Origin of the sequence: Pseudomonas sp. B15(2017), assembly GCF_002113215.1 — a bacterium.
Classification (GTDB): domain Bacteria; phylum Pseudomonadota; class Gammaproteobacteria; order Pseudomonadales; family Pseudomonadaceae; genus Aquipseudomonas.
The window spans coordinates 52,770-73,958 of sequence record NZ_NEJZ01000012.1 but is presented as its reverse complement, the minus strand read 5'-3'; the positions used below and the strand labels follow the sequence as shown (position 1 = coordinate 73,958).

At 57.1% G+C, this 21,189-nt stretch carries 21 protein-coding genes; 12 read left to right on the top strand and 9 right to left on the bottom strand.

The features are described 5' to 3' along the window. The first annotated feature begins 245 nt into the window (after positions 1 to 245). The 5 genes from ureE to CAF73_RS18295 all read left to right on the top strand — a co-directional run bounded on the left by ureE (position 246) and on the right by CAF73_RS18295 (position 3,983). The gene (gene ureE / locus CAF73_RS18315; protein WP_085701283.1) at positions 246 to 746 is read left to right on the top strand and encodes an urease accessory protein UreE; all 501 of its coding nucleotides are present in this window, start codon (positions 246 to 248) and stop codon (positions 744 to 746) included. Then, positions 743 to 1,417, top strand: coding sequence for an urease accessory protein UreF (locus CAF73_RS18310; protein ID WP_085703421.1), 675 nt, complete (start codon positions 743 to 745; stop codon positions 1,415 to 1,417). Before ureE ends, CAF73_RS18310 begins: the two co-directional genes overlap by 4 nt. A 22-nt stretch (positions 1,418 to 1,439) precedes the next feature. Next, positions 1,440 to 2,054: an urease accessory protein UreG gene (gene ureG, locus CAF73_RS18305; protein ID WP_007950645.1), complete on the top strand. Its 615-nt coding sequence runs from the start codon at positions 1,440 to 1,442 to the stop codon at positions 2,052 to 2,054. Between the two features lie 27 nt (positions 2,055 to 2,081). Further along, on the top strand, positions 2,082 to 2,654 hold the full coding sequence (locus CAF73_RS18300) for a HupE/UreJ family protein (RefSeq protein WP_085703420.1): 573 nt from the start codon (positions 2,082 to 2,084) through the stop codon (positions 2,652 to 2,654). A 195-nt stretch (positions 2,655 to 2,849) separates the two neighbouring features. Beyond that, complete coding sequence (locus CAF73_RS18295; RefSeq protein ID WP_085703419.1) at positions 2,850 to 3,983, top strand: AGE family epimerase/isomerase; 1,134 nt, start codon at positions 2,850 to 2,852, stop codon at positions 3,981 to 3,983. 43 nt (positions 3,984 to 4,026) lie between these two features. Here CAF73_RS18295 and CAF73_RS18290 read toward each other — a convergent pair whose 3' ends face one another. Next, positions 4,027 to 4,791, bottom strand: coding sequence for an SDR family oxidoreductase (locus tag CAF73_RS18290; protein ID WP_085703418.1), 765 nt, complete (start codon positions 4,789 to 4,791; stop codon positions 4,027 to 4,029). 832 nt (positions 4,792 to 5,623) lie between these two features. On the opposite strand from CAF73_RS18290, the gene CAF73_RS29880 reads away from it, so the two are divergent. The 3 genes from CAF73_RS29880 to CAF73_RS18275 are packed head-to-tail and all read left to right on the top strand — an operon-like array spanning position 5,624 to position 8,422. Next, the gene (locus CAF73_RS29880; protein WP_139834852.1) at positions 5,624 to 6,511 is read left to right on the top strand and encodes a sce7726 family protein; all 888 of its coding nucleotides are present in this window, start codon (positions 5,624 to 5,626) and stop codon (positions 6,509 to 6,511) included. Further along, entirely contained in the window at positions 6,472 to 7,380 is a 909-nt protein-coding gene (locus CAF73_RS18280) for a sce7725 family protein (protein ID WP_085703417.1), read from the top strand. Before CAF73_RS29880 ends, CAF73_RS18280 begins: the two co-directional genes overlap by 40 nt. Positions 7,381 to 7,384: 4 nt before the next feature. Then, complete coding sequence (locus tag CAF73_RS18275; RefSeq protein WP_085703416.1) at positions 7,385 to 8,422, top strand: RES family NAD+ phosphorylase; 1,038 nt, start codon at positions 7,385 to 7,387, stop codon at positions 8,420 to 8,422. A gap of 59 nt (positions 8,423 to 8,481) precedes the next feature. Here the strand turns inward: CAF73_RS18275 and CAF73_RS18270 are convergent, their stop codons facing one another. The 7 genes from CAF73_RS18270 to CAF73_RS18240 all read right to left on the bottom strand — a co-directional run bounded on the left by CAF73_RS18270 (position 8,482) and on the right by CAF73_RS18240 (position 16,977). Continuing rightward, on the bottom strand, positions 8,482 to 9,198 hold the full coding sequence (locus tag CAF73_RS18270; protein WP_085703415.1) for an ABC transporter ATP-binding protein: 717 nt from the start codon (positions 9,196 to 9,198) through the stop codon (positions 8,482 to 8,484). After that, entirely contained in the window at positions 9,195 to 10,067 is an 873-nt protein-coding gene (locus CAF73_RS18265; RefSeq protein WP_085701287.1) for an ATP-binding cassette domain-containing protein, read from the bottom strand. The genes CAF73_RS18270 and CAF73_RS18265 overlap by 4 nt, the downstream gene beginning before the upstream one ends. Then, positions 10,064 to 11,365, bottom strand: coding sequence for a high-affinity branched-chain amino acid ABC transporter permease LivM (gene livM, locus CAF73_RS18260; RefSeq protein ID WP_085701288.1), 1,302 nt, complete (start codon positions 11,363 to 11,365; stop codon positions 10,064 to 10,066). Before livM ends, CAF73_RS18265 begins: the two co-directional genes overlap by 4 nt. 3 nt (positions 11,366 to 11,368) lie before the next feature. Continuing rightward, on the bottom strand, positions 11,369 to 12,283 hold the full coding sequence (locus CAF73_RS18255; protein ID WP_085701289.1) for a branched-chain amino acid ABC transporter permease LivH: 915 nt from the start codon (positions 12,281 to 12,283) through the stop codon (positions 11,369 to 11,371). 256 nt (positions 12,284 to 12,539) lie between these two features. Beyond that, entirely contained in the window at positions 12,540 to 13,673 is a 1,134-nt protein-coding gene (locus CAF73_RS18250) for an ABC transporter substrate-binding protein (protein ID WP_085701290.1), read from the bottom strand. 364 nt (positions 13,674 to 14,037) lie between these two features. Beyond that, positions 14,038 to 15,321 (bottom strand): FAD-binding oxidoreductase, encoded by a 1,284-nt coding sequence (locus CAF73_RS18245; RefSeq protein ID WP_085703414.1) that lies wholly within the window; start codon positions 15,319 to 15,321, stop codon positions 14,038 to 14,040. A 165-nt stretch (positions 15,322 to 15,486) separates the two neighbouring features. Further along, complete coding sequence (locus tag CAF73_RS18240; RefSeq protein ID WP_011332204.1) at positions 15,487 to 16,977, bottom strand: aldehyde dehydrogenase family protein; 1,491 nt, start codon at positions 16,975 to 16,977, stop codon at positions 15,487 to 15,489. Positions 16,978 to 17,138: 161 nt separating this feature from the next. Here CAF73_RS18240 and CAF73_RS18235 point away from each other — a divergent pair, with 161 nt between their 5' ends. Beyond that, the gene (locus tag CAF73_RS18235) at positions 17,139 to 18,041 is read left to right on the top strand and encodes a LysR family transcriptional regulator (RefSeq protein WP_085703413.1); all 903 of its coding nucleotides are present in this window, start codon (positions 17,139 to 17,141) and stop codon (positions 18,039 to 18,041) included. A 3-nt stretch (positions 18,042 to 18,044) separates the two neighbouring features. Here CAF73_RS18235 and CAF73_RS18230 read toward each other — a convergent pair whose 3' ends face one another. Continuing rightward, positions 18,045 to 18,854, bottom strand: a complete 810-nt coding sequence (locus CAF73_RS18230) for a helix-turn-helix transcriptional regulator (protein WP_085701293.1) — start codon at positions 18,852 to 18,854, stop codon at positions 18,045 to 18,047. Between the two features lie 176 nt (positions 18,855 to 19,030). Here CAF73_RS18230 and CAF73_RS18225 point away from each other — a divergent pair, with 176 nt between their 5' ends. From CAF73_RS18225 to CAF73_RS29875, 3 genes are all read left to right on the top strand, one after another. Beyond that, positions 19,031 to 20,491 carry a sodium:alanine symporter family protein gene (locus tag CAF73_RS18225; RefSeq protein WP_085703412.1) on the top strand — a complete coding sequence of 487 codons (1,461 nt, stop codon included), beginning with the start codon at positions 19,031 to 19,033 and terminating at the stop codon, positions 20,489 to 20,491. A gap of 136 nt (positions 20,492 to 20,627) precedes the next feature. After that, positions 20,628 to 20,897 carry a hypothetical protein gene (locus CAF73_RS18220; RefSeq protein ID WP_085703411.1) on the top strand — a complete coding sequence of 90 codons (270 nt, stop codon included), beginning with the start codon at positions 20,628 to 20,630 and terminating at the stop codon, positions 20,895 to 20,897. Then, positions 20,890 to 21,120, top strand: coding sequence for a hypothetical protein (locus CAF73_RS29875; RefSeq protein WP_139834851.1), 231 nt, complete (start codon positions 20,890 to 20,892; stop codon positions 21,118 to 21,120). The genes CAF73_RS18220 and CAF73_RS29875 overlap by 8 nt, the downstream gene beginning before the upstream one ends. Positions 21,121 to 21,189 lie beyond the last annotated feature (69 nt).

The following is a 21,189-nucleotide window of genomic DNA, read 5'->3' as shown; positions in this document are numbered from 1 at the left end:
GAGCTTGCTCGCGATAGCGGTGTGTCAGTCAACTCTATATGACTGGGCGGAAGCCATCGCGAGCAAGCTCGCTCGCACACTGGCTCTTGTTTGGTGCATGTAAAAAACTTCATGCACCAAAACACCTCACAATCCTGCAACATCTTGAAACATCCGCTACGCTCCGACAGGGTTTTCCTACATATCGTCCGATTGGCAAGCCCCTTGCTCTAGCCTGAGCATTGTCCATTGCTGGAAGCTTTCCGATGCTGGTGATTCATCGCAGAATCGACCCCCAACCCGTCTGGGCCGCCGAGTTGCACCTGAGCTTCGAAGCCAGGAGCAAAAGCCGGCTGCGCTGTTTCAGTGCCGAAGGCGAAGACGTCGGTCTGTTTCTGGAGCGCGGCCAGCCACCACTGTACGACGGCGAATGCCTGCAAGCCGAAGATGGCCGGATCGTCCGGGTCTGCGCCCGCCCCGAACAATTGCTTCACGTCACCTGCGCCAACGCCTTCGAACTGACCCGCGCGGCCTATCACCTGGGCAATCGCCATGTTGCGCTGCAAGTCGGTGACGGCTGGTTGCGGCTGCTCGACGATTACGTGCTCAAAGCGATGCTCGAACAGCTTGGTGCCGCCGTGGAATCGATCGAAGCGCCGTTCCAGCCGGAACACGGCGCCTACGGTGGCGGCCATCATCATTCGCGGCACGGTGACGAGGACTTCAACTACGCGCCGAAACTCCATCAGTTCGGCGTCCGTTTGTGAACCCGGCCTGGGCGCTGCTGCGCCTGGCCAGTCCGCAATTGCCGATTGGCGGCTACAGCTATTCCCAGGGCCTGGAGATGGCGGTGGATAACGGTCGCGTCGACAGCCCGGACAGCGCCCGCCGCTGGATCAGCGATCAGTTACTGCTCAATCTCGCCCGGTTCGAAGCCCCCATGCTGCTCGCCCATTGCCAGGCTGCGGCAAACGAAAGCTGGGATGAATTGCGCAGGCTCTGCGAAAGCCACCGCGCCAGCCGCGAAACCCGCGAACTGCATCTGGAGAGTCGGCAGATGGGCTACTCGTTGCAGCAGTTGCTCCACGGCTTGCCCGAACTCGACGCACCGGCCCGCGATTTTCTTGAGCAATGCACCGAACCGCACCTGGCCCTGTGCTGGGCATTTGCGGCCCGCGCCTGGCAGATCAGCCCGCAAGACGCCCTCGCCGCGTGGCTGTGGAGTTGGCTGGAAAACCAGCTCGCGGTGCTGATGAAAACCCTGCCGCTGGGCCAGCAAGCCGCCCAGCGCCTGACCAGCGAACTGCTGCCGCTGCTGCAACAGGCGCAGCAGGATGCCACCCGAATCAATCCCGAACACCTCGGCAGCGCCGCGTTCGGTCTGTCCCTGGCGTGCATGGCCCATGAGCGCCAGTACAGCCGCCTGTTCCGTTCCTAGGGCCTTTTATCTGGAGAATCACATGAACACACAACCCCTGCGCGTCGGCATCGGTGGCCCGGTCGGTTCCGGCAAGACCGCATTGACCCTGGCCCTGTGCCTGGCCCTGCGCGAGCGCTACAACCTGGCGGTGGTCACCAACGACATCTACACCCGCGAAGACGCCGACTTTCTGGTGCGCAACGAAGCGCTGGCACCGGAGCGGATCATCGGCGTTGAAACCGGCGGCTGCCCGCACACCGCGATCCGCGAAGACGCCTCGATCAACCTCGAAGCGGTGGATCAACTGAACCGGCGTTTTCCGGGGCTGGACCTGATTCTGGTGGAGTCCGGTGGCGACAACCTTTCCGCGACTTTCAGCCCGGAACTGTCCGACCTGACCATCTATGTGATCGACGTGTCGGCCGGCGACAAGCTGCCGCGCAAGGGCGGGCCCGGCATTTGCAAATCCGACCTGCTTGTGATCAACAAGATCGACCTCGCGCCGCTGGTCGGCGCCTCGCTGGAGATGATGAACAGCGACACCCAACGCATGCGCAACGGCAAGCCGTTCGTGTTCAGCAACCAGAAAACCGGTCAGGGCCTGGAAGACATCATCGCCTTCATCGAACGCCAGGGCCTGCTGACCGCAGCCTGATTCACTGATCAACAAGGAAGCTTATCCATGACACTCAAACGCATTCTCGGCGCCGTCGCACTGCTGCTGACACCGGCCCTGGCCTTCGCCCACCCCGGCCATGGCGACTCTGGCCTGGTGGCCGGCATCAGCCACCCGATCGGCGGCCTCGACCATTTGCTGGCGATGGTGGCGGTCGGTCTGTGGGCGGCGCAGCAACAAGGCGCCGCGCGCTGGGCGCTGCCGTGCACCTTCGTCGGTACCATGCTGATCGGCGGCCTGCTCGGATTTGAAGGGCTGGAGTTGCCGGCGCTGGAAAGCGGGATTGCCGCGTCGGTGCTGGCGTTGGGCCTGGCGGTGGCACTGACGGTGCGTCCGCCGCTGGTGATGGCGGTAGCGGCGACGGCGCTGTTTGCGCTGTTCCATGGCGTGGCCCATGGCCTGGAGCTGCCGGACATGTCGAGCCCATGGGCCTATGCCGCAGGTTTCGTGATCGCAACGGCTGCACTGCATGCTGCGGGTTATGCGGTCGTGCGTTTTCTGCCTCAGGCGGCCGCGCCGCTGGTTCGACTGGCCGGAGCGGCTTCGGCGGTGACCGGTGCGTGGTTGCTGGCCGGATGATTTCTATCGCCTGATCAGGCCTCTTCGCGAGCAAGCTCGCTCCCACAAGGTTTGTAAACGCTGCAAAACCAATGTGGGAGCGAGCTTGGTCCGGGCGGCGATCCGACGAAGGCGGACTGACAGACACCGCGTCTCATCACGCCGTTGCTCTGCTACCATGTCGCGCAATCGCCCCTGCCGTGACGACGTCCGCCCATGCCCCACGCTTCCCGCTCCACCTCCCTGCCTGAATTGACCGCCCTGTTCGGTGAAGTGCAACAGCACTTTCTGGACGTGATCGTGCCCCTCTGGCAAGGACCGGGCTGGAACGCCGACATGGCGCTGCCCTACGAGGCGTTGGACGCCGCGCACCAGCCGCTGCCACCGCAGCGCTATCGGGCCATGGCCTGCGCACGGCAGCTGTATCTGTTTTCCAGCCTGATCGGGGTTGTGGATAACGCCGAAGTCCGCGCGGCTGCGCTGTTCCGCTCCCTGCAACGACACTTCCACGATGCCGAACACGGCGGCTGGTTCTACAGCATTGATCCGCAGGGCAAACCGCTGGATCAGCGCAAGGATCTCTACACCCACGCCTTCATCCTGTTCGCTTGCGCCCACTATTGGGACAAGTCTCGCGAGCCGTTGGTGGAATCCACGCTCAACGCCGCGCTGGAAGTCATCGGCCGGCGTTTCGCCACTGGTGATGGCCTTTACGAAGCCTGCCTGGACCGCGACTGGATCACGCTGGAAACCGGCCCGCTGCAAAACCCGCTCATGCACCTGGCCGAGGCGTTCCTGGCCACGCTGGCTGTGCGCGAAGACGCGCAGGTCAAGCAAGCGCTGAGCGAGTTATGCACAGCCATGCACAAGCACTTCGTTGATCCGCAAGCCGGTGTGCTGATGGAAAAACCGCTGGGAGCTGTGGATAACTGGTATGAGCCTGGCCATCAGTTCGAGTGGTATTTCCTGCTGGAGTCCTCGCCCCTGCTGCGCAGCTCGAAACTGCATGCCGCGCTGGACCGGGCCTTTGCCTTCACCGAGCAGTACGGCGTGGTGCAATCGTCCGGCGCGGTGCGGGCCATGCTTGATCTGAATATGGACGGGCGGCCAAAAGATTCGACCCAACGTATCTGGGCCCAGGCCGAATACCTGCGCGCCCTGACATTACGCCCGGACAGTGAAAGCGCGGTGCTGCGCCAATTGCAGGCGTTGCAGCAGCGCTTCCTGCATACCGGTGGCTGGCATGAATGCCGCGACGAGCGAGGCGAGGTCAGCCGCAAGGACATGCCGTCGACCACGCCGTATCACTTGGCGACCTGCTATGCCGGTCTGGCGGAATATCTCCGCTGACGGATAAATCGCCAGCTGTGCTGGCGACAGGTCGTTATCCGGCTCAAGCCTTGTCGCGCTCGATGGCAAAACCCGCCCAGGTCTGGCTGACCGGCATCAGTTCCAGGCTGTTGATGTTGATGTGCGCCGGGGCATTCAGTACCCAGAAAATCGTCTCGGCGATGTCCTGCGGCTGGATCGGCTCGGCACCGGCGTAGGTCGCGTCGTAACGCGCCTGATCACCGCCGAAACGCACCAGCGAGAACTCGCTCTCGCACAGGCCCGGCTCGATGTTGCTGACGCGCACGCCAGTGCCCTGCAAGTCGCAACGCAGGTTCAGCGAGAACTGTTTGACGAACGCTTTGGTCGCGCCGTAAACGTGACTGCCCGGGTACGGATAGTTACCAGCGATAGAGCCGAGGTTGACGATGCCGGCGCCGCGACCGTGAGCGATCAGGCGTGGCAGCAGCAGACGGGTGCTGTACATCAGGCCTTTGACGTTGGTGTCGACCATGGTGTCCCAATCGTCGAGGTCGCACTTCGGTGCAGGGTCTACGCCCAGCGCCAGCCCGGCGTTGTTGATCAGGCCGCGCAGTTTGGCGAACGACGGTGGCAGGTTGGCAATCGCCTCCTCCATCGCCTTGCGATCACGCACGTCCAGCACCAGCCCATGCACTTCGGTCTGCTTCGACAGCTCGGCGCACAGCGCGTTGAGACGTTCTTCACGACGACCGGTCAGCACCAGTTTCCAGCCGGCCTCGGCAAAACGACGGGCACAGGCTTCACCAAAACCGGACGTCGCGCCGGTGATAAACAGGGTATTGGACATCGTGTTCTCCTTGCTTCCGCCGCAGGGGCAGCCATTGGAATAGAAAATCAGCGGGCAGCATGCCCGGCCCTGCTTTAGCCGGCAACCACCGAATCCTGCTCACTAATTGATCAACGGCCGCTACGCCATACGCACCGTGGCCTGTAGCCATGTGCACGCACGTTATCCACAAGCCCTTCCACAGTTTCCGGGGGCAAGTGGGAAAGCGCAAAGCCGCGCCACACAAGGCTTTGCGGGCGATTCAGAAAGTTTTTTGCTTGACCCTGCACAATCAGTTGTGCCGGCAAGAGCATTTCGCACGACCGGCCGGTCATGGCCATGATTGCGCGAGGCCAGCAATTACGGCCCTCAGCCGAGTCTTTCCAGAGTTTAATCACAGACTTATCCACAGGAATGACCACAGCGATCCGCGTCGTTTTGCACCTCGATAAAAAGGTTGACAAACGGGCCTTCTCCTCAGCAAAAACACACTGTTCAAAAAACAAACACACCTCTGCAAGCCACGGTTTTCAAGGCTTTCAGCCAGCTACACCCACGTTATTCACAGCCAGCTCCACAGCAAACGGGGACAAGTCAAAACTGTGGAAAAACAGCCATTTGCAGCGGCTTTATGTTGCGCTTTGGCAAGTTTTCAGAATGTTTTCCACAATTTGGCTTCGCCCTTGACCGCAAAGCCGCAGGTAGGGGTAATCGGACTACGAAAAATCGCACGGAAGGGAATTGAAATACCGCGCTTGTGGTCCGTTATCACTTGCTATGAAGGTGGATGATTGATATTTTTTGCCCAATTATTTTGTCTTTTTTGTAACCCGCACTTGGAGTCCAGTGCTTAATGCTGACTCATAAAGAAATTTCTAAACTATTCTCCAGTAAGCGGATTTTAGAAATATGCAATGGCGACTTTACATTCCTCAAAAAAGTTGCAACTAACTATCAATCAAATCTGAGCAACCCATACACCCCCCAAGAAGTTTATGAGGTCTGCTACAAAGATCTTTCTCGAAATTATCGCGGAGAGTATTTTTTCAAGAACACTGTAACCGAAAAAATATTACTTGGCCGACACTCGACGAATACTGCAACCGCAATATCAGAATTCAGGGTAGGGAAAAGCAAGGCAGACTGTGTGATCGTTAACGGAAGCTCAACCTGCTACGAGATAAAATCCGAATACGACAACTTAGATCGCTTAGACAACCAACTTCACAACTACCAAAAACTCTTTGACAAAGTCTACATTGTCACATCAGAAAACCACATTGAGCATATCGAGAAAAAAGTAAGTCCCGAAATAGGAATAATCCTATTGACAAAAAGAAACTCTCTTAGCCAAATCAGAGAAGCTAAGTCAAATGAAAACGAAATTGATGTACCCACACTGATCCGTTCACTAAGGGTTGGTGAGTACACGGAAATTGTAAAGCTAATCTATGGTTCTATCCCAAACTGCTCGAATACGGAAATATTTGATACTTGCGAAAAGCTACTGAGGCAGGCACCACCTGTTCGTGTTCGAAATTTTTTCTGCAAAGTAATTAAAAAAAGCCGCTCCATTGAAAACAACTTCATAAACAATCTTCCACGCGCTCTTTTGACAGCCGGCATAAGTTACAAATTCTCAAAAAACCAAAAAATAGCTTTATTAGAAAACCTCAAACAAAACATAAGTAAGGATGCTTTATGTACTACCCAATACTTAGAAGCAAGCAATTTGAACTAATTGCTCTCCGAGAACTCTCAGCCGTGCTTTCTCCGGAGCTCATAACCCCACTCATTGAACCCGTACGAGCTAATCTCAAACCCCTAACCACTACAATTGGCGTGTTAAATGAGAAAGGGATAGTACCGATAGTAATAGTCAACCCTTCCCTGGGGGACTTCTCCAAGACCAAAGTTCTAATCCAGCAAGAGCTTGATGGTCCGGAGAACAATGAGTATATGCCCTGCTTTAAAATCATTAGCGGAAGCGATCCAATTTTGGATCAAATCAGCTACATGGATACTGACTATGCCGTTTTCATAGAAAACGGAATGGATCGCCAGTTAATAGAACGTACAAAAAATGCAAAGATAATTTTCGCAAACCAGGATAAAGTAGTTCCTGGCGCTATTGCTTTGATGAAAAACGTTGTTCTATATCGAAATTCGTTTAATAAACAAACCAGAAATGCTGATTATGGTGACAGGTCTTTCTTCTCAAACCTGCACACGGAATATAAGAAAACAGGCAATGTGGTCGGTTTCGGAGACTTCACGATTTTGAGTGAGGAGTACAGTGAGTCGGGGGGGCCTGCCTATGTAGTGACAATACATCTAAGCTATATAGACACAGAAGAATTCGACGCGATGTACGTCAATCACTTTTCATCCTACAACGACGAGTCCCCAACGAACCCTGGCGGTAAGTTTAAAGATGCGCTCGACAAACTAGTTCAATCCGCAAGATCAAATATGGGCATCTACTACCACTCAACTGGACTACAAGGTTTTTTTGAGCTGCACGAAAAACCATTCCCCGGTTTAGGCCAAGTCAAAAAACTTTCTTTAAAACATCACATAGAAACGATTTGCGACTACATCAAGGAGTGATGTTATGGCATTTTGCTGCACCGCCTGCTTTTACGACACAGCGATAATTGAAAAGATAAACTCAAATTCGACTATTGCTCGCTGCGGGCACTGCGGCTCGAATAGAGTCGCATGTGCTTTACCGTCTGAACTTAAGAATAAGATGGAGCTGTTCACCTATGGCTTAACAGAGAGCCCCACCGGAATAAAATTTTCAGAAATAATTTCATCTATATACTGCATAACCTCCCCAAACGTCAGAGATCCTGAAGCGTTATTGGATGAAATATTCGCTGAGCCCGGCATTGGCGAAAAGCGTTTTGAGTTTGAATTTGACTTAGGGGATCACACTCGACAATGGGAGGAATTTAAAGTAGAGCTGAAACATCGAAATCGCTTCTTTCCAAAAAACACGATCTACTCATCTGTATTTCAGCCTCCCTCAGAAGTATCTGATAGCGATGTTTTCTTTCAGCTATTAGAACAACTTACAACACCAATATACAGGGCAGAGACATTTTACAGAGCTCGAATATCAGATACAGCACTTTCTGATACCGACATGAGTTGTCCACCAGAGGAAAAGGTGACCGGCGGTAGAGCGAACCCTCGAGGGATCCCGTATTTATATCTAGCAGAAAACATAGACACATGCATCAACGAAGTAAGACCCAGCAACTCAAGCCAAGTCTACGTAGCAACCTTCCACCCCCAGAAAGACTTATTAATACTAGACCTTACATCGCCGCGACGGATGTGCTCGGCTGCTTCGTTCGAAGAACACCAACTCCCGGCAGTTCTAAATTTTCTGAACCTTTTAGAATCGCTATCGCTGGACCTTTCTAAGCCAATACGCCCAGAAAACAGCAATTTAGAATATATCCCGACTCAATTTTTATGCGAATTTATTAAATCACAAGCGAAATTTGACGGATTGGCATTCAAGAGTTCTTTTGACTCTGGTGTTAATTACGTGATCTTTAACTCTTCACTACTTACACCTAGCCAGCCAGAAAAATTCACAATTACTCGCACTAGTCATGAATTCTCGAATATACAGTAGAGAAATTTGGTGAAAACAAAATTAGTCGCTGTAGTGACCTACAGCGACTAATAACCAACTCAGTGACCGCCGAGGTAAGCGTTACGCACCTCCTCGTTCACCAGCAGCTCCTTGCCGGTGCCCGTCAGGCGGATCTCGCCGTTGACCATCACGTAGGCCCGGTCGGACAGTTTCAACGCATGGTTGGCGTTCTGCTCGACGAGGAAAATGGTCATGCCGGTTTTCGCCAGCTCCCGCAGGGTGGCGAAAATCTGTTTCACCACGATCGGCGCCAGGCCCAGGCTCGGCTCATCCAGCAGCAACAGCTTGGGCCGGCTCATCAGCGCCCGGGCGATGGCGAGCATCTGCTGCTCGCCGCCGGACATGGTCATCGCGCGCTGATTGCGGCGTTCTTCGAGCCGCGGAAACAGCTCGAACATGCGCTGCATGTCTTCCTTGGCGTGCTTGTCGCCGATCGGGATGGTGCCCATCAGCAGGTTTTCCTCGACGGTCATGTCGGGGAACACCCGCCGCCCTTCCGGCGACTGCGCGATGCCGTTGGAAGCGATGTAGTGCGATGACTTGTGGGTAATGTCTACGCCTTGATAGAGGATCTGCCCGCCCGCCGCGCGAGGCTGGCCGAAGATCGACATCAACAGCGTCGACTTCCCCGCACCGTTGGAGCCGATCAGGCTGACGGTTTCGCCTTCGTTGATCTGCAGCGAAACGCCTTTGAGGGCCTGGATCGGGCCGTAGAACACGTCCAGATCCTTGAGTTCGAGGATGGGTTGCGTCATACGACTTCCTCTTCGTCGGCGCCCAGGTAGGCCGCGATCACCTTCGGATCGTTACGAATGGCATCCGGACCGCCCTCGGCGATGACGATGCCGTGGTCCAGCACCACGATGTGATCGGAAATGCTCATTACCATGCCCATGTCGTGTTCGATCAGCACCACGGTCAGATCGTGCTCGTCGCGCAGCAGCCGGATCATCGCGCTCAGCGCTTCGGTTTCCTGAGGGTTGAGGCCGGCGGCCGGTTCGTCGAGGCAGATGATCTGCGGCCGCGTGCACATGGCCCGGGCGATTTCCAGACGGCGTTGCTGGCCGTAGGACAGTTCACCGGCCAGACGGTTGGCGCAGTCCACCAGATCCACCACTTCCAGCCAGTAGAACGCGCAGTCCAGCGCGTCGCTTTCAGCCTTGCGATAGCCCTTGGTGTTGAAGATGCCGGCCAGCATGTTGCGGTTGACCCACATGTGCTGCGCCACCAGCAGGTTTTCCAGCACCGACATTTCCTTGAACAGGCGAATGTTCTGGAACGTCCGGGCCAGGCCCGCGCGGTTCACCAGATGGGTGCCACCGAACATCTTGTAGTACAGGCGACTGGCGAAGTTTTTCGGTGAGACGAAGTCGGTCGGCTTGAACGATTCGCCCAGCAGCTGGATGACGTTGGTCTGCCGGCCGCGCACGTTGAGTTCGATCTTGCCGCCGGAGGCCTTGTAGAAGCCGGTCAGGCAGTTGAATACCGTGGTCTTGCCGGCGCCGTTGGGGCCGATCAGGGCAAAGATCGAGTTGCGTTTGACCTTCAGGCTGACATCGCTCAAGGCCTTGATGCCACCGAAATGCATCATCAGTTTTTCAACAGAGAGTACGACTTCACTCATGGCGCAGTCCTCTCATAGTGAATGGCACCTTTGCGTGGAGTGACCCCGGTACGGCTGATGCGGATCAGCCCGCGCGGTCGCCAGATCATCATCAACACCATCAGGATCCCGAACAGCAGCACGCGGTATTCGGCGAAGCCGCGCAGCAGTTCCGGGGCGACGGTCAGCACGAACGCTGCGATCACCACACCGATGGTCGAGCCCATGCCGCCGAGCACGACGATGGCGAGGATCAGCGCCGACTCGAAGAAGGTGAACGAGGTCGGGTTGACGAAGCCTTGGTAGGTGGCGAAGAACACACCCGCCAGACCCGCCGTGGATGCACCGATGGCGAACGCCGAGAGCTTGACCAGCACGTGGTTCAAACCCATCGAGCGGCAGGCGATTTCGTCTTCGCGCAGGGCTTCCCAGGCGCGGCCGACCGGCATTTTCACCAGACGATGCTTGATGTAAAGCACGGCCAGCACCACCAGGAACAGCACCGCATAGATGAAGTAATACTTCACGTCCGGGTTGTAGGCGATGCCGAAAAACTCGTGGAACGGCACCCCGCCATCTTTCGCCCGCTTGCCGAACTCCAGACCGAAGAAGGTCGGCAGTGGCGCCGGCATGCCGTTAGGGCCGCCAGTCAGCGATAGCCAGTTGTTGAGTACCAGACGAATGATTTCACCGAAGCCCAGGGTCACGATCGCCAGGTAGTCGCCATGCAGGCGCAGCACCGGGAAACCGAGGATGCAACCGGCGAGTCCGGCAGTGATCGCCGCCAGCGGCAGCACCGTCCAGAAGCCCAGCCCGAGGTACTGGTAACCGAGCGCCAGACCGTAGGCGCCGATGGCGTAGAACGCCACGTAACCCAGGTCGAGCAGCCCGGCGAGACCGACCACGATGTTCAGCCCCAGCCCCAGCAGCACGTAGATCAGTCCGAGGATGACCACGCCCAGCAGGTACGAGTTGGAAACGAAAGGCACGATCACGGCGATCACGATCAGCAGCGGGATGATCCAGCGCAGCCTGGATTTGTGATCGGCGGGCAGCACATGCACGCCTGAACCGGAGCTCTCGAATCCTTCGAGGATTTTCAGGCCCCTGGGGGTTTGCAGGAACAGGCTCAGGGCAAACCGGCCGGCCATGACGATGGCAATGATCCACGCCACGCGGGTCGGTTCGAGGTTGAAGCTGTAGCCGTCGAGTACCACGCCGACAATCGGCCCGAACACGATCAGGGCGATCAGACCGGCGAGAATCGCCTCAACCAGGCTCTTTTTCACATCAATGGATTTTGCAGTGGTTGAAGACATCGCTTACACCTTCGACACAAGAGGACGGCCCAGCAGGCCCTGAGGCCGGAAGACCAGAACAAGTACGAGCAGCGAGAAGCTGAACACGTCTTTGTAGTCGGAGTTGACCAGGCCCGAGAACAGCGACTCGGAGATCCCGAGGATGATCCCGCCGAGCATGGCGCCAGGCAGCGAGCCGATCCCGCCGAGCACCGCGGCGGTAAACGCCTTGATGCCGATGACGAAGCCTGCGTAGAAGTCGAACGTGCCGTAGTTCATGGTGATCAGCACGCCGGCCAGGGCCGCCATCGCTGCACCGATGATAAACACATAGGAAATCACCCGGTCGGTGTTGATCCCCAGGATCGATGCCATTTTGCGGTCTTGCTGGGTAGCGCGGCACATGCGGCCGAGCTTGGTGTACTTGATCACGTAGGTCAGCAGCCCCATCCCGACGAACGCCGCGACGAGAATGAAGACTTTGGTGTAGGTCAGCTGGACGAAGCCCGAGCCGACATCGATGCGCCAGGCGCCGGAAAGCAGCGTCGGAACACCCTGCTGGCGGGCGCCCTGGCTGATCTGGGCATAGTTTTGCAGGATCAGGGAGATACCGATGGCACTGATCAGCGGAGCCAGTCGGGTCGAGTTGCGCAGTGGTTTGTAGGCGATGCGTTCGATGACCCAGCCATACACCCCCGTGACGACGATGGTGAAAACCAGTGTGCCGAGCATCAGCAGCGGGAAGGATTCGATACCGAAGTAAGCCAGCAGAGCCAGACTGATTGCCGCGAGGTAAGCGGAAATCATGTAAACCTCGCCGTGGGCGAAGTTAATCATGCCGATGATGCCGTAGACCATTGTGTAGCCGATGGCGATCAGGCCATAGACCGACCCGAGGGTCAGGCCGTTGACCAGTTGCTGCAGGAAAATACCATCCATAACGCAATCTCACGCAGTGAGAACCTGCGCACCCGGGGGCGCGCGGTTCTTCTAGGAAAAATACAGATTTACGTCGGAGCATTGTCAGAGCGCAGTCAGCCCGACCACCACAGGATCCTGTGGGAGCGAGCTTGCTCGCGAAAGCGGTTAAACATTCAACAGGGATGTTGCCTGTGATTCCGTCTTCGTCGGAACGCCGCCCGGAGCAAGCTCGCTCCCACATGGGATGAGTGGGATCAACTGATCGCGTCAGCCCTTACTTCTGTTTTTCCAGCTGGTGATATTTGCCGTCCTTGTCCCACTGGTAAACCACGTAGTCGGAGACTTTCAGGTCGCCCTTGGCGTCCCAGGTCTTCTCGCCCATCACGGTCTTGACCGGGTTGGCTTTCAGCCATTTGGCAGCGTCTTCGCCATTGTTGGACTTGGCGCCATTGAAACCGGCGGCCAGTGCCTGGATCGAGGCGTAGGCGTACAGGGTGTAGCCTTCAGGCTCGGTGCCGGCCTTGCGGAATGCGTCTACCACGGTTTTGCTGTCCGGCAGCAGACGCGGGTCGGCGCCGAAGGTCATCAGCACGCCGTCGACGTATTGCGGGCCGCCGGCGGTGGTCACCAGTTCGTCGGTCACGATGCCGTCGTCAGACATGAACTTCACGTCTTTCAGGCCTTCGGTACGCAGTTGCTTGACCAGTGGACCGGCTTCCGGGTGCAGGCCGCCGAAGTAGACAACGTCGGCACCGGCCGCGCGGATCTTGGTGACCACGGCGCTGAAGTCTTTTTCACCACGGGTCAGGCCTTCGTACAGCACCGGCTTCACGCCGCGTTTTTCCAGCTGAGCCTTGGTCGCATCGGCCAGGCCCTGACCATAGGTGTCCTTGTCGTGCAGCACGGCCACTTTCTTGCCCTTGAGCACGTCGACGATGTAATCGCCGGCGACGATGCCTTGCTGGTCGTCACGCCCGCACATGCGGAACATGGCGCTCAGGCCGCGCTCGGTCACCTGCGGGTTGGTGGAGCCCGGGGTGATTGCGATAATGCCGGCTTCGTCGTAGATCTCGGACGCAGGAATGGTGGAGGACGAGCAGAAGTGACCGACCACACCGGCAACTTTCTGGTTGGTGAGGTCCTTGGCGACCGTCACCGCCTGTTTCGGCTCGCAGGCGTCGTCGCCCTTGACCAGGACGATCTTCTCCCCGTTGACGCCGCCCGCCGCGTTGACCGCGTCGGCCGCCGCTTGTGCCCCTTTCATGTACTGTTCGCCAAATGCCGCGTTGGCGCCCGTCATCGGACCCGCCACGCCGATTTTCACATCAGCTTGTGCAAACGAAGAAACACCCAGCGCAGTAGCCACTGCGAGGGCCAGAAAGCCTTTCTTGTAAAACGTCTGGGACATGAGGTGGTGCTCCAAGGTTTTTTTTAGTTGGCACTGCGACTTCACTTGAATGCTCAGAGCAAGGGCCGTGCCATCGGTTTTTTATTCTTCAAAAAGTCGCTGCTTTCTTGTTATTTCGACTGTTTCGTTCCCATTTTCATTGGGCGTGCAACCGTCTAAACCGCGGAAGGTGAAACCAATTATTTTTCAAGGCGCAACCCGCACGCGCCATCATTGCAACCGCGGCACCAAACGACGTGCAACCAGCCTGTAACAGCCCGCGTCACCGAACTGCACACTGCTGGTGCGGGACTGCTACAACCCGCACCATTACAGGCTAGTCGCTACATTGAAAAGCGCCGCGTCACGCAACAATTTTCAACACTCAGATGACGATCCGCAGGCACTGGCCCGCGTGATACAGCGAGAATCCGGCCTCGTACAGGCAACTGCGCAAGCCCGCACCCGTCAGGGGTTGCATCGGTGCGAAGGGAATCGGCAATGCCTGAGGATTTCCGTTACACAGGTAGTCGGCGAAGGCTTTGCCGACCACGGTGCCGGTGGTCACGCCACGGCCGTTGTAACCGGTGACGGCCACCAGTCCGGGCGCCGGTTCGAACAGGCGCATCAGGTGATCGGGAGTGAAAGCGATGCGCCCGGTCCAGGTGCATTCCCACTCCACGGGTTTGAGGTTGGGGAAGTAATGCTGCTGCACCCGGTCGGCCCAGGCCTTGAGGAACCACGTCGGTTTCTGATTACCGTTGCCGAGACTGCCCAGCAACAGACGCCCGTCCTTGTCACGGCGGATGCTGCTCAACACCTGACGGGTATCCCACGAGCCCTGCCCACCCGGGAGGATTTCCTGAGCGGCATCTTCGGTGAGCGGCACCGAAGCGACCTGATAGTAGTAACCGGGGAAAAAATTGCGTTTGAGTTCGGTCCAGTCGCCTTCGGTGTAGGCATTGGAGGCGATCACCACTTGCTCGGCGAGCACCGAACCCTGTTCGGTCTGCACCGACCATTTCGGCCCCTGGCGCTCAAGACGCGCGACCGGGGAGTGATCGAACATCTGACCGCCAAGGTTGATGACAGCGTTGGCCAGCCCCGTGACATAAGCCATCGGATTGAGCGTACCGGCGCGCCGGTCGAGCAGCGCAGCGGTGATCTTTTGCGTACCGGTCGCCTGCTCACACGCCTTGCCGGTCAGCAGTTCGATCGGCGCCCCCCGGCGCTTCCACTGTTCTTCGCGACTGCGCAGATCCGCCTCACCCTTGGCGTTGTGCGCCATGTGCAGGGTGCCTTCGCGGCGCAACTGGCAATCGATGTTGTATTTATCCACAAGGCTGAACACCAGCGCCGGCGCCGCACCCAGCATGCGGTTGAGCTGGCTGCCGACCGCTTCGCCGAAGCCGGCCTCGATCTCGTCCGGCGGGATCCACATCCCGGCGTTCACCAGTCCGACGTTGCGCCCGGAGCCGCCATGCCCGGCGCGATGGGATTCGAGCACACAGACGCTTTTGCCCTTCTCCAACAGATGCAGCGCCGCCGACAGCCCGGTAAATCCGGCGCCGATCACGCAGACATCAACCTTGACCTCGCCCCTGAGCGCCGTGTTATCCGGACGTTGCGGCGTGAGTTTTTCCCACAGACATTCTTCGCGTAACGGCATTGCCAGACTCCAACAGAAACCTGCCAAACACACCTAAAAGATCGTTCCCACGCTCTGCGTGGTAACGCAGTCAGGGACGCTCTGCGTCCCGAAAGCGAACGCAGAGCGTTCGGTGCAGCATTCCCACGCAGAGCGTGGGAACGATCAATAGCTTTGAGAAAACTGTCAGTCGAACGTAATGCCCTGCGCCAGCGGCAACTCCAGCGAGTAGTTCACGGTATTGGTCTGCCGGCGCATATACGCGCGCCACGCATCCGAGCCCGACTCTCGACCGCCGCCGGTTTCTTTCTCGCCGCCGAACGCGCCGCCGATCTCGGCACCGCTCGGGCCGATATTGACGTTGGCGATGCCGCAGTCACTGCCGACTGCCGACATGAATTTCTCCGCCTCACGCACATCGGTAGTGAAGATGCACGACGACAGGCCTTGAGGCACGGCGTTGTTCAGGCGCAGCGCCTCTTCGAAATCGCTGTAGCCGACCACGTAAAGGATCGGCGCGAATGTCTCGCTGCACACCACGTCGCTCTGCTCCGGCATTTCAACGATGGCCGGCGACACGTAGTAGGCATTCGGGAATTGATCTTCCAGTTGGCGCTTGCCGCCGAACACCCGACCGCCCTCGCTCAGCGCCTGCTCAAGCGCATCCTGCATGTTTTCGAAGCTGTGCTTGTCGATCAGCGGGCCGATCAGGTTGCCTTCCAGCGGATGGCCGATGCGGACTTTGGAGTACGCGGCTTTGAGGCGGGTGACGATCTCTTCTTTCACCGATTCATGGGCGATCAGGCGCCGCAATGTGGTGCACCGCTGGCCGGCAGTGCCGACGGCGCTGAACAGAATGGCGCGCACGGCCATGTCCAGATCGGCGCTCGGGCCGAGAATCATCGCGTTGTTGCCGCCCAATTCGAGAATGCTGCGGGCAAAGCGTGCGGCGACTTTCGGCGCCACCTCGCGGCCCATGCGGGTGCTGCCGGTGGCGCTGATCAGCGCGACACGCGGGTCATCCACCAGCGCTTCGCCGGCATCGCGACCGCCGATGATTACCTGGCTCAAGTGCGCCGGGGCATCGCTGAAATTCTTCAGTACGCGTTCGAACAGCGCCTGACAGGCCAGCGCGGTCAGCGGGGTTTTCTCCGAAGGTTTCCACACCACCGGGTTGCCGCAGACCAGCGCCAGCGTGGTGTTCCACGCCCACACCGCGACCGGGAAGTTGAATGCACTGATCACGCCAACCACGCCCAGCGGATGCCAGGTTTCACGCATGTGGTGGCCCGGGCGCTCGGAGGCGATGGTCAAACCGTACAACTGGCGGGACAGACCGACGGCGAAGTCGCAGATGTCGATCATCTCCTGCACTTCACCGAGGCCTTCCTGGGTGATCTTGCCCGCTTCCCAGGACACCAGTTCGCCGAGCTCGGTCTTGTATTCGCGCAGCACTTCGCCGAACTGACGCACCAGCTCGCCGCGACGCGGGGCTGGCACCTTGCGCCATTGTTCGAACGCATGATCAGCGCGACTGATGTGCTGCTCGACTTCGGCCGGGCCTTCCCAGTTCACGGCGCCGATGCGGCTGCCGTCGATGGGCGAATGCACCGGCACTTTGCCGTTCTGGTACAGGGCCGGGTTCACACCTAGACGATCAAGCAATGCGGCAACCATGGGTCACTCCTCAAGCAAAAAACTGAATGTGTGCGGGCGCGTTTTCACGACCGGGCAGACCTTTAGTTGTAGCGTCAGGAAGGCTGTGCAACAAACGACCTTTACGCGAGATATCATTCCGTTTATTCATGCTGCGCAGAAAGACAAGAAAAGGATCGCCCATGCTGAACAAACGCCACTTGCCGTCGATCACCGCGTTGCAGTGCTTCGAGGCCGTGACCCGGCACCTGAGTTTCACCCGGGCCGCCGAGGAACTGAACCTGACCCAGAGCGCTGTCAGCAAGCAGGTGGCGCAGCTCGAAGAATTGCTGCAGCACTTGTTGTTCCGCCGGGTACGCCGCCGTTTGCAGATGACCCCGGCTGGCGATCTGTACCTGGTGGAAGTCAGAAAAATACTGACCCAGGTCGAGATGTCGACCCATTACCTGCGTTCCTACGGCGGCGAGACCGAAGTCCTGCGCGTTTCCACGCCCTCGACCTTCGGCGCACGCTGGCTGGTGCCGCGCCTCAAGGGCTGGCGCCTGCGCCATCCGTCGATTCATCTGGATCTGTGCAACGAACAGGAAGCCGATGATTTGCTGCAAGGGCGCAGCGATCTGGCGTTCTATTTCGGCCAGGGTTCACGCCCCGGCACCGAATGCCTGAAGTTGTTCGGCGAAGAGTTGGTGCCGGTCTGCGCGCCCGGCAGCCTGCCGGACACGCCGTTGACTGATCCAACGCAACTCACCGATATGGTCCTGCTGCAGAATGCTTCGCGCCCGCAAGCGTGGCACGACTGGTTCGACAGCCAGGGCTACCAGACCGAGCACAGCTACCACGGCCCGCGCTTCGAAACCTTTTATATGTGCATCCGCGCCGCTCAGGTCGGCTGCGGCGTCGCCCTGCTGCCGAGGTTTCTGGTGGAAGAGGAATTGGCCGACGGCAAACTGATCATTCCCTGGCAGCATGCAATGCCCAGCAGCGATGCGTATTACCTGGCCTACCCGGAACACGCGGCGGAAGTGCCCAAGGTACGGGATTTCGTGAAGTGGATGCTGGAGCAGATCGACAGTCCTATTGGCTAAAGGTCAGGCAATAACAAACAACCCATCCACGACTTTGGTTTGAGTGAGTCGCGCACGCAGGTCGTCATCGATAACCGGATCATCAACGTCATAAAGACGTACTCGGCGATAGGCATCGATCCGATTGATTTCCTGGCCCAGATATTCCCAAACGACTCGCGAACAAGCCGGAGCACGATTATCCGCAGCGGACACGCCCATTTTCAGACCGTTAAGCCGAGTGATGCAGCTCTTGAAGCTTGGTATGAGAATGGTCTGGCTGATCTCGTTCGAGGTCAGCGACTCGTAGTCGATAAGGAACAGGCGATCTCTGAGGTAGTAAGCGAACCCGATGTATCGATACCTTTCAAACTCACCTTCGGCACCCGCAATCTGTAAGCACTCGTTTCGCTCATAGACGATGTCTGATCCCTCTTCACGGACGTGCACCAGCGAGCACAGGATCGAGCCAGGCTCCGTCATAGCGTGGTAGTACTCATAGTAGTAACCAGTATGCGCCTTGAGTTCCGGCGAGGAGTGTTGACGCAGGTGTCCAAGCATTCTCTGCGAAGCAGTTTGTTCTTCGACCGTACCGGGCTTCCTCGATCTCATGCCGATCAGTGTGATGAATTGCTCTGTCGGAAGCGCTATTTCAAACGCCTCGACCCCGAAAAAGTCGCAGATTCTTTTCAAGTTGAAAGCTGTAGGCACACTATTCCCACATAGATACTTATTAAATTGCCCACGATTAATTCGAATCTTCCTACAGACTTCCGCGACAGATCTGTAGTGACTGCACAAAAGCCTTAAGTTAGCTGGAAGAAACTCCCACATAAATATTCCTGAAACGATTTTAGAAGACACAAACATAGCAGCAACCCGCATCACTTTTAAGCAACTTGCGAAATTGCGCCCAACGAAATATGGCCGGATATTACGAGCCCTGAAAGGTTTCAGGAATTGACCAGCCAATAAAAAACGCCAGCACTTTCAATAGCAAGGAGCTTTGAATGCTAGACATCATCAACGACTTTCTTTCGGGAAAGGTTTTGATCCCTGTAGTCCTTGGACTGGGTAGCTATTTCACCATCCGATCAAGGTTTGTCCAGTTCAGATATTTCCTGCACATGTTTACCGTTTTACCGGGCAGTTGGCGCAGCGGCAGTCGCCAACTGAGTTCGCTTCAGGCATTGACCCTCAGCCTCGCCGGGCGGGTGGGCACGGGCAACATCGTCGGGGTAGGGATTGCTGTGAGCATGGGGGGCCCCGGTGCCGTGTTCTGGATGTGGATGACAGCGTTGCTCGGCATGTCGAGCAGCTTCTTCGAATGCACACTGGGCCAGCTCTACAAACGTAGCGATGGGAATGGCCTGTTTCGAGGCGGGCCCTCCTGGTACATCGAGCACGGACTGGGCAAACGCTGGCTCGGATCAATTGCAGCACTTCTGCTGCTGGTGACGTTTGGATTTGCAATCAATGGTCTCGAATCACATGCGGTCTCACATTCGCTGAAAGACGCTTTTGGTCTGGCGCCGATAGGGTCAGGGCTCATATTGGCGCTACTGCTCGGGGTAGTTTTCATGGGCGGGATAAAACGAATAGCTGCCGTAGCCGACCTGTTGGTGCCGCTGAAGGTTCTCGCTTACATCGGCGTTACGAGCTATGTGATCGTGCTGCAGTTCGATCAGGTTGCGCCAATGCTGATGACCATCATCCGCAGTGCATTCGGTCTGGATCAGGCCTTTGGTGGATTGGTCGGCAGCGCAATAGTCATGGGGGTGAGACGCGGTGTGTTTTCCAATGAAGCGGGACTGGGCAGCGCTCCCAATGTTGCTGCCGTGGCGAAAACCGACCATCCGGTGGCACAGGGCGTCGTGCAGGCATTCAGCGTATTCATCGACACGTTCGTGATTTGTACGTGCACGGCATTACTCATTTTGCTTTCGGGTTTCTACTCACCGGGATTTGAGGGCGACGGCGTTGCGCTGGCGCAAAACTCGTTGGCAGCCGTGGTCGGCGAATGGGGGCGAATGTTCATCAGTGTGGTGCTGGCGCTGTTCGTCTTCACGGCGATGCTCTACAACTACTACCTCGGGGAAAACAGCCTTCGGTTCATGTTTGGCGAACCCCGAAAAACGCTGTTCTTCTACCGATCGCTGGTATTGGTTTTGGTGTTATGGGGGGCGGTAGAGGATCTTTCGACCGTGCTTGCTTTCGCCGACATCACCATGACGTTGCTGGCGCTGGTCAACCTTGTATCCATGGCACTGCTGTTTAAAGTTTGCCTGCGGATCTTGCGAGATTACGACGAGCAGCGTCGTATCGGAATCAAGACGCCCCTTTTCGACTCCAGCAAGTTTCTTGATCTTGATCTCGACCCCTTGGCCTGGCCACCGCAACCAAGGGAAGTACAAACAATAAATCGCAGTTCGTCATCGGTAACCAACGAAGCAACTACACGATCAGCTTGAAAAATCAGGCCGAGTGCTGAGCCATTTGCCCTGCAATGGCTCAGCGAACCAATACACAAGTACTTCACCGAATCGAATTAAAGAACAAACAGCTCTTCTACTCATTAAGCCGAAAACAATTATCAGGACGCGCCCGATGAATCGTTATTCCCCACTTAAAGCCAACTCGACCAACAGCCCGACCTATTTAATAGATACACACGCCGCGCCTAGCGAACTATTCGAAGATGCCTGTTTCAGAATCCGCGCGGCTGTCGGCCTTCTAGAGACTCTGACATCCGTAACCATCAAGGACATCAATGACTCAGATCTTTACCGACTGCTACTCCCTGTTTATGTATTGCTTCAGGATGGCGTTGCCAGGCTCGATCAGCTTTCCTTCAAGGGGGGCTTCGCCAATGCCTGAAGCAGCCACTTATGCAATGCTCAGGGCAGCAATGATCAAAGCGGTCGAAACAAATCTCATCCCTAGGCATTCGCTTCTCGAAGAGTACATAAAAAGCTGGGAGCGACTTGAGCGGGTCATTCAAGCGGCGCTCGATGTGTATCCCGAACAAAAAACTGCTTCAGGACAAAAAAAGCAAAAGCCTTCAAAGACGAAAGCAGGCCACCGAGCAAAAAATCGCTAGCAATCTTCATTCAGGATATGCGCCACTAGCCCCATTGATTGATACCGCGCCAATGCGCGGCCCGCCTGG

Coding starts and splice junctions, on each gene's coding strand:
- ureE (WP_085701283.1), top strand. CDS start 246: ATGCTGGTGATTCATCGCAGAATCGACCCCCAACCCGTCTGGGCCGCC.
- ureG (WP_007950645.1), top strand. CDS start 1,440: ATGAACACACAACCCCTGCGCGTCGGCATCGGTGGCCCGGTCGGTTCC.
- CAF73_RS18300 (WP_085703420.1), top strand. CDS start 2,082: ATGACACTCAAACGCATTCTCGGCGCCGTCGCACTGCTGCTGACACCG.
- CAF73_RS18295 (WP_085703419.1), top strand. CDS start 2,850: ATGCCCCACGCTTCCCGCTCCACCTCCCTGCCTGAATTGACCGCCCTG.
- CAF73_RS18290 (WP_085703418.1), bottom strand. CDS start 4,791: ATGTCCAATACCCTGTTTATCACCGGCGCGACGTCCGGTTTTGGTGAA.
- CAF73_RS29880 (WP_139834852.1), top strand. CDS start 5,624: ATGCTGACTCATAAAGAAATTTCTAAACTATTCTCCAGTAAGCGGATT.
- CAF73_RS18280 (WP_085703417.1), top strand. CDS start 6,472: ATGTACTACCCAATACTTAGAAGCAAGCAATTTGAACTAATTGCTCTC.
- CAF73_RS18275 (WP_085703416.1), top strand. CDS start 7,385: ATGGCATTTTGCTGCACCGCCTGCTTTTACGACACAGCGATAATTGAA.
- CAF73_RS18270 (WP_085703415.1), bottom strand. CDS start 9,198: ATGACGCAACCCATCCTCGAACTCAAGGATCTGGACGTGTTCTACGGC.
- CAF73_RS18265 (WP_085701287.1), bottom strand. CDS start 10,067: ATGAGTGAAGTCGTACTCTCTGTTGAAAAACTGATGATGCATTTCGGT.
- livM (WP_085701288.1), bottom strand. CDS start 11,365: ATGTCTTCAACCACTGCAAAATCCATTGATGTGAAAAAGAGCCTGGTT.
- CAF73_RS18255 (WP_085701289.1), bottom strand. CDS start 12,283: ATGGATGGTATTTTCCTGCAGCAACTGGTCAACGGCCTGACCCTCGGG.
- CAF73_RS18250 (WP_085701290.1), bottom strand. CDS start 13,673: ATGTCCCAGACGTTTTACAAGAAAGGCTTTCTGGCCCTCGCAGTGGCT.
- CAF73_RS18245 (WP_085703414.1), bottom strand. CDS start 15,321: ATGCCGTTACGCGAAGAATGTCTGTGGGAAAAACTCACGCCGCAACGT.
- CAF73_RS18240 (WP_011332204.1), bottom strand. CDS start 16,977: ATGGTTGCCGCATTGCTTGATCGTCTAGGTGTGAACCCGGCCCTGTAC.
- CAF73_RS18235 (WP_085703413.1), top strand. CDS start 17,139: ATGCTGAACAAACGCCACTTGCCGTCGATCACCGCGTTGCAGTGCTTC.
- CAF73_RS18230 (WP_085701293.1), bottom strand. CDS start 18,854: ATGTGGGAGTTTCTTCCAGCTAACTTAAGGCTTTTGTGCAGTCACTAC.
- CAF73_RS18225 (WP_085703412.1), top strand. CDS start 19,031: ATGCTAGACATCATCAACGACTTTCTTTCGGGAAAGGTTTTGATCCCT.
- CAF73_RS18220 (WP_085703411.1), top strand. CDS start 20,628: ATGAATCGTTATTCCCCACTTAAAGCCAACTCGACCAACAGCCCGACC.
- CAF73_RS29875 (WP_139834851.1), top strand. CDS start 20,890: ATGCCTGAAGCAGCCACTTATGCAATGCTCAGGGCAGCAATGATCAAA.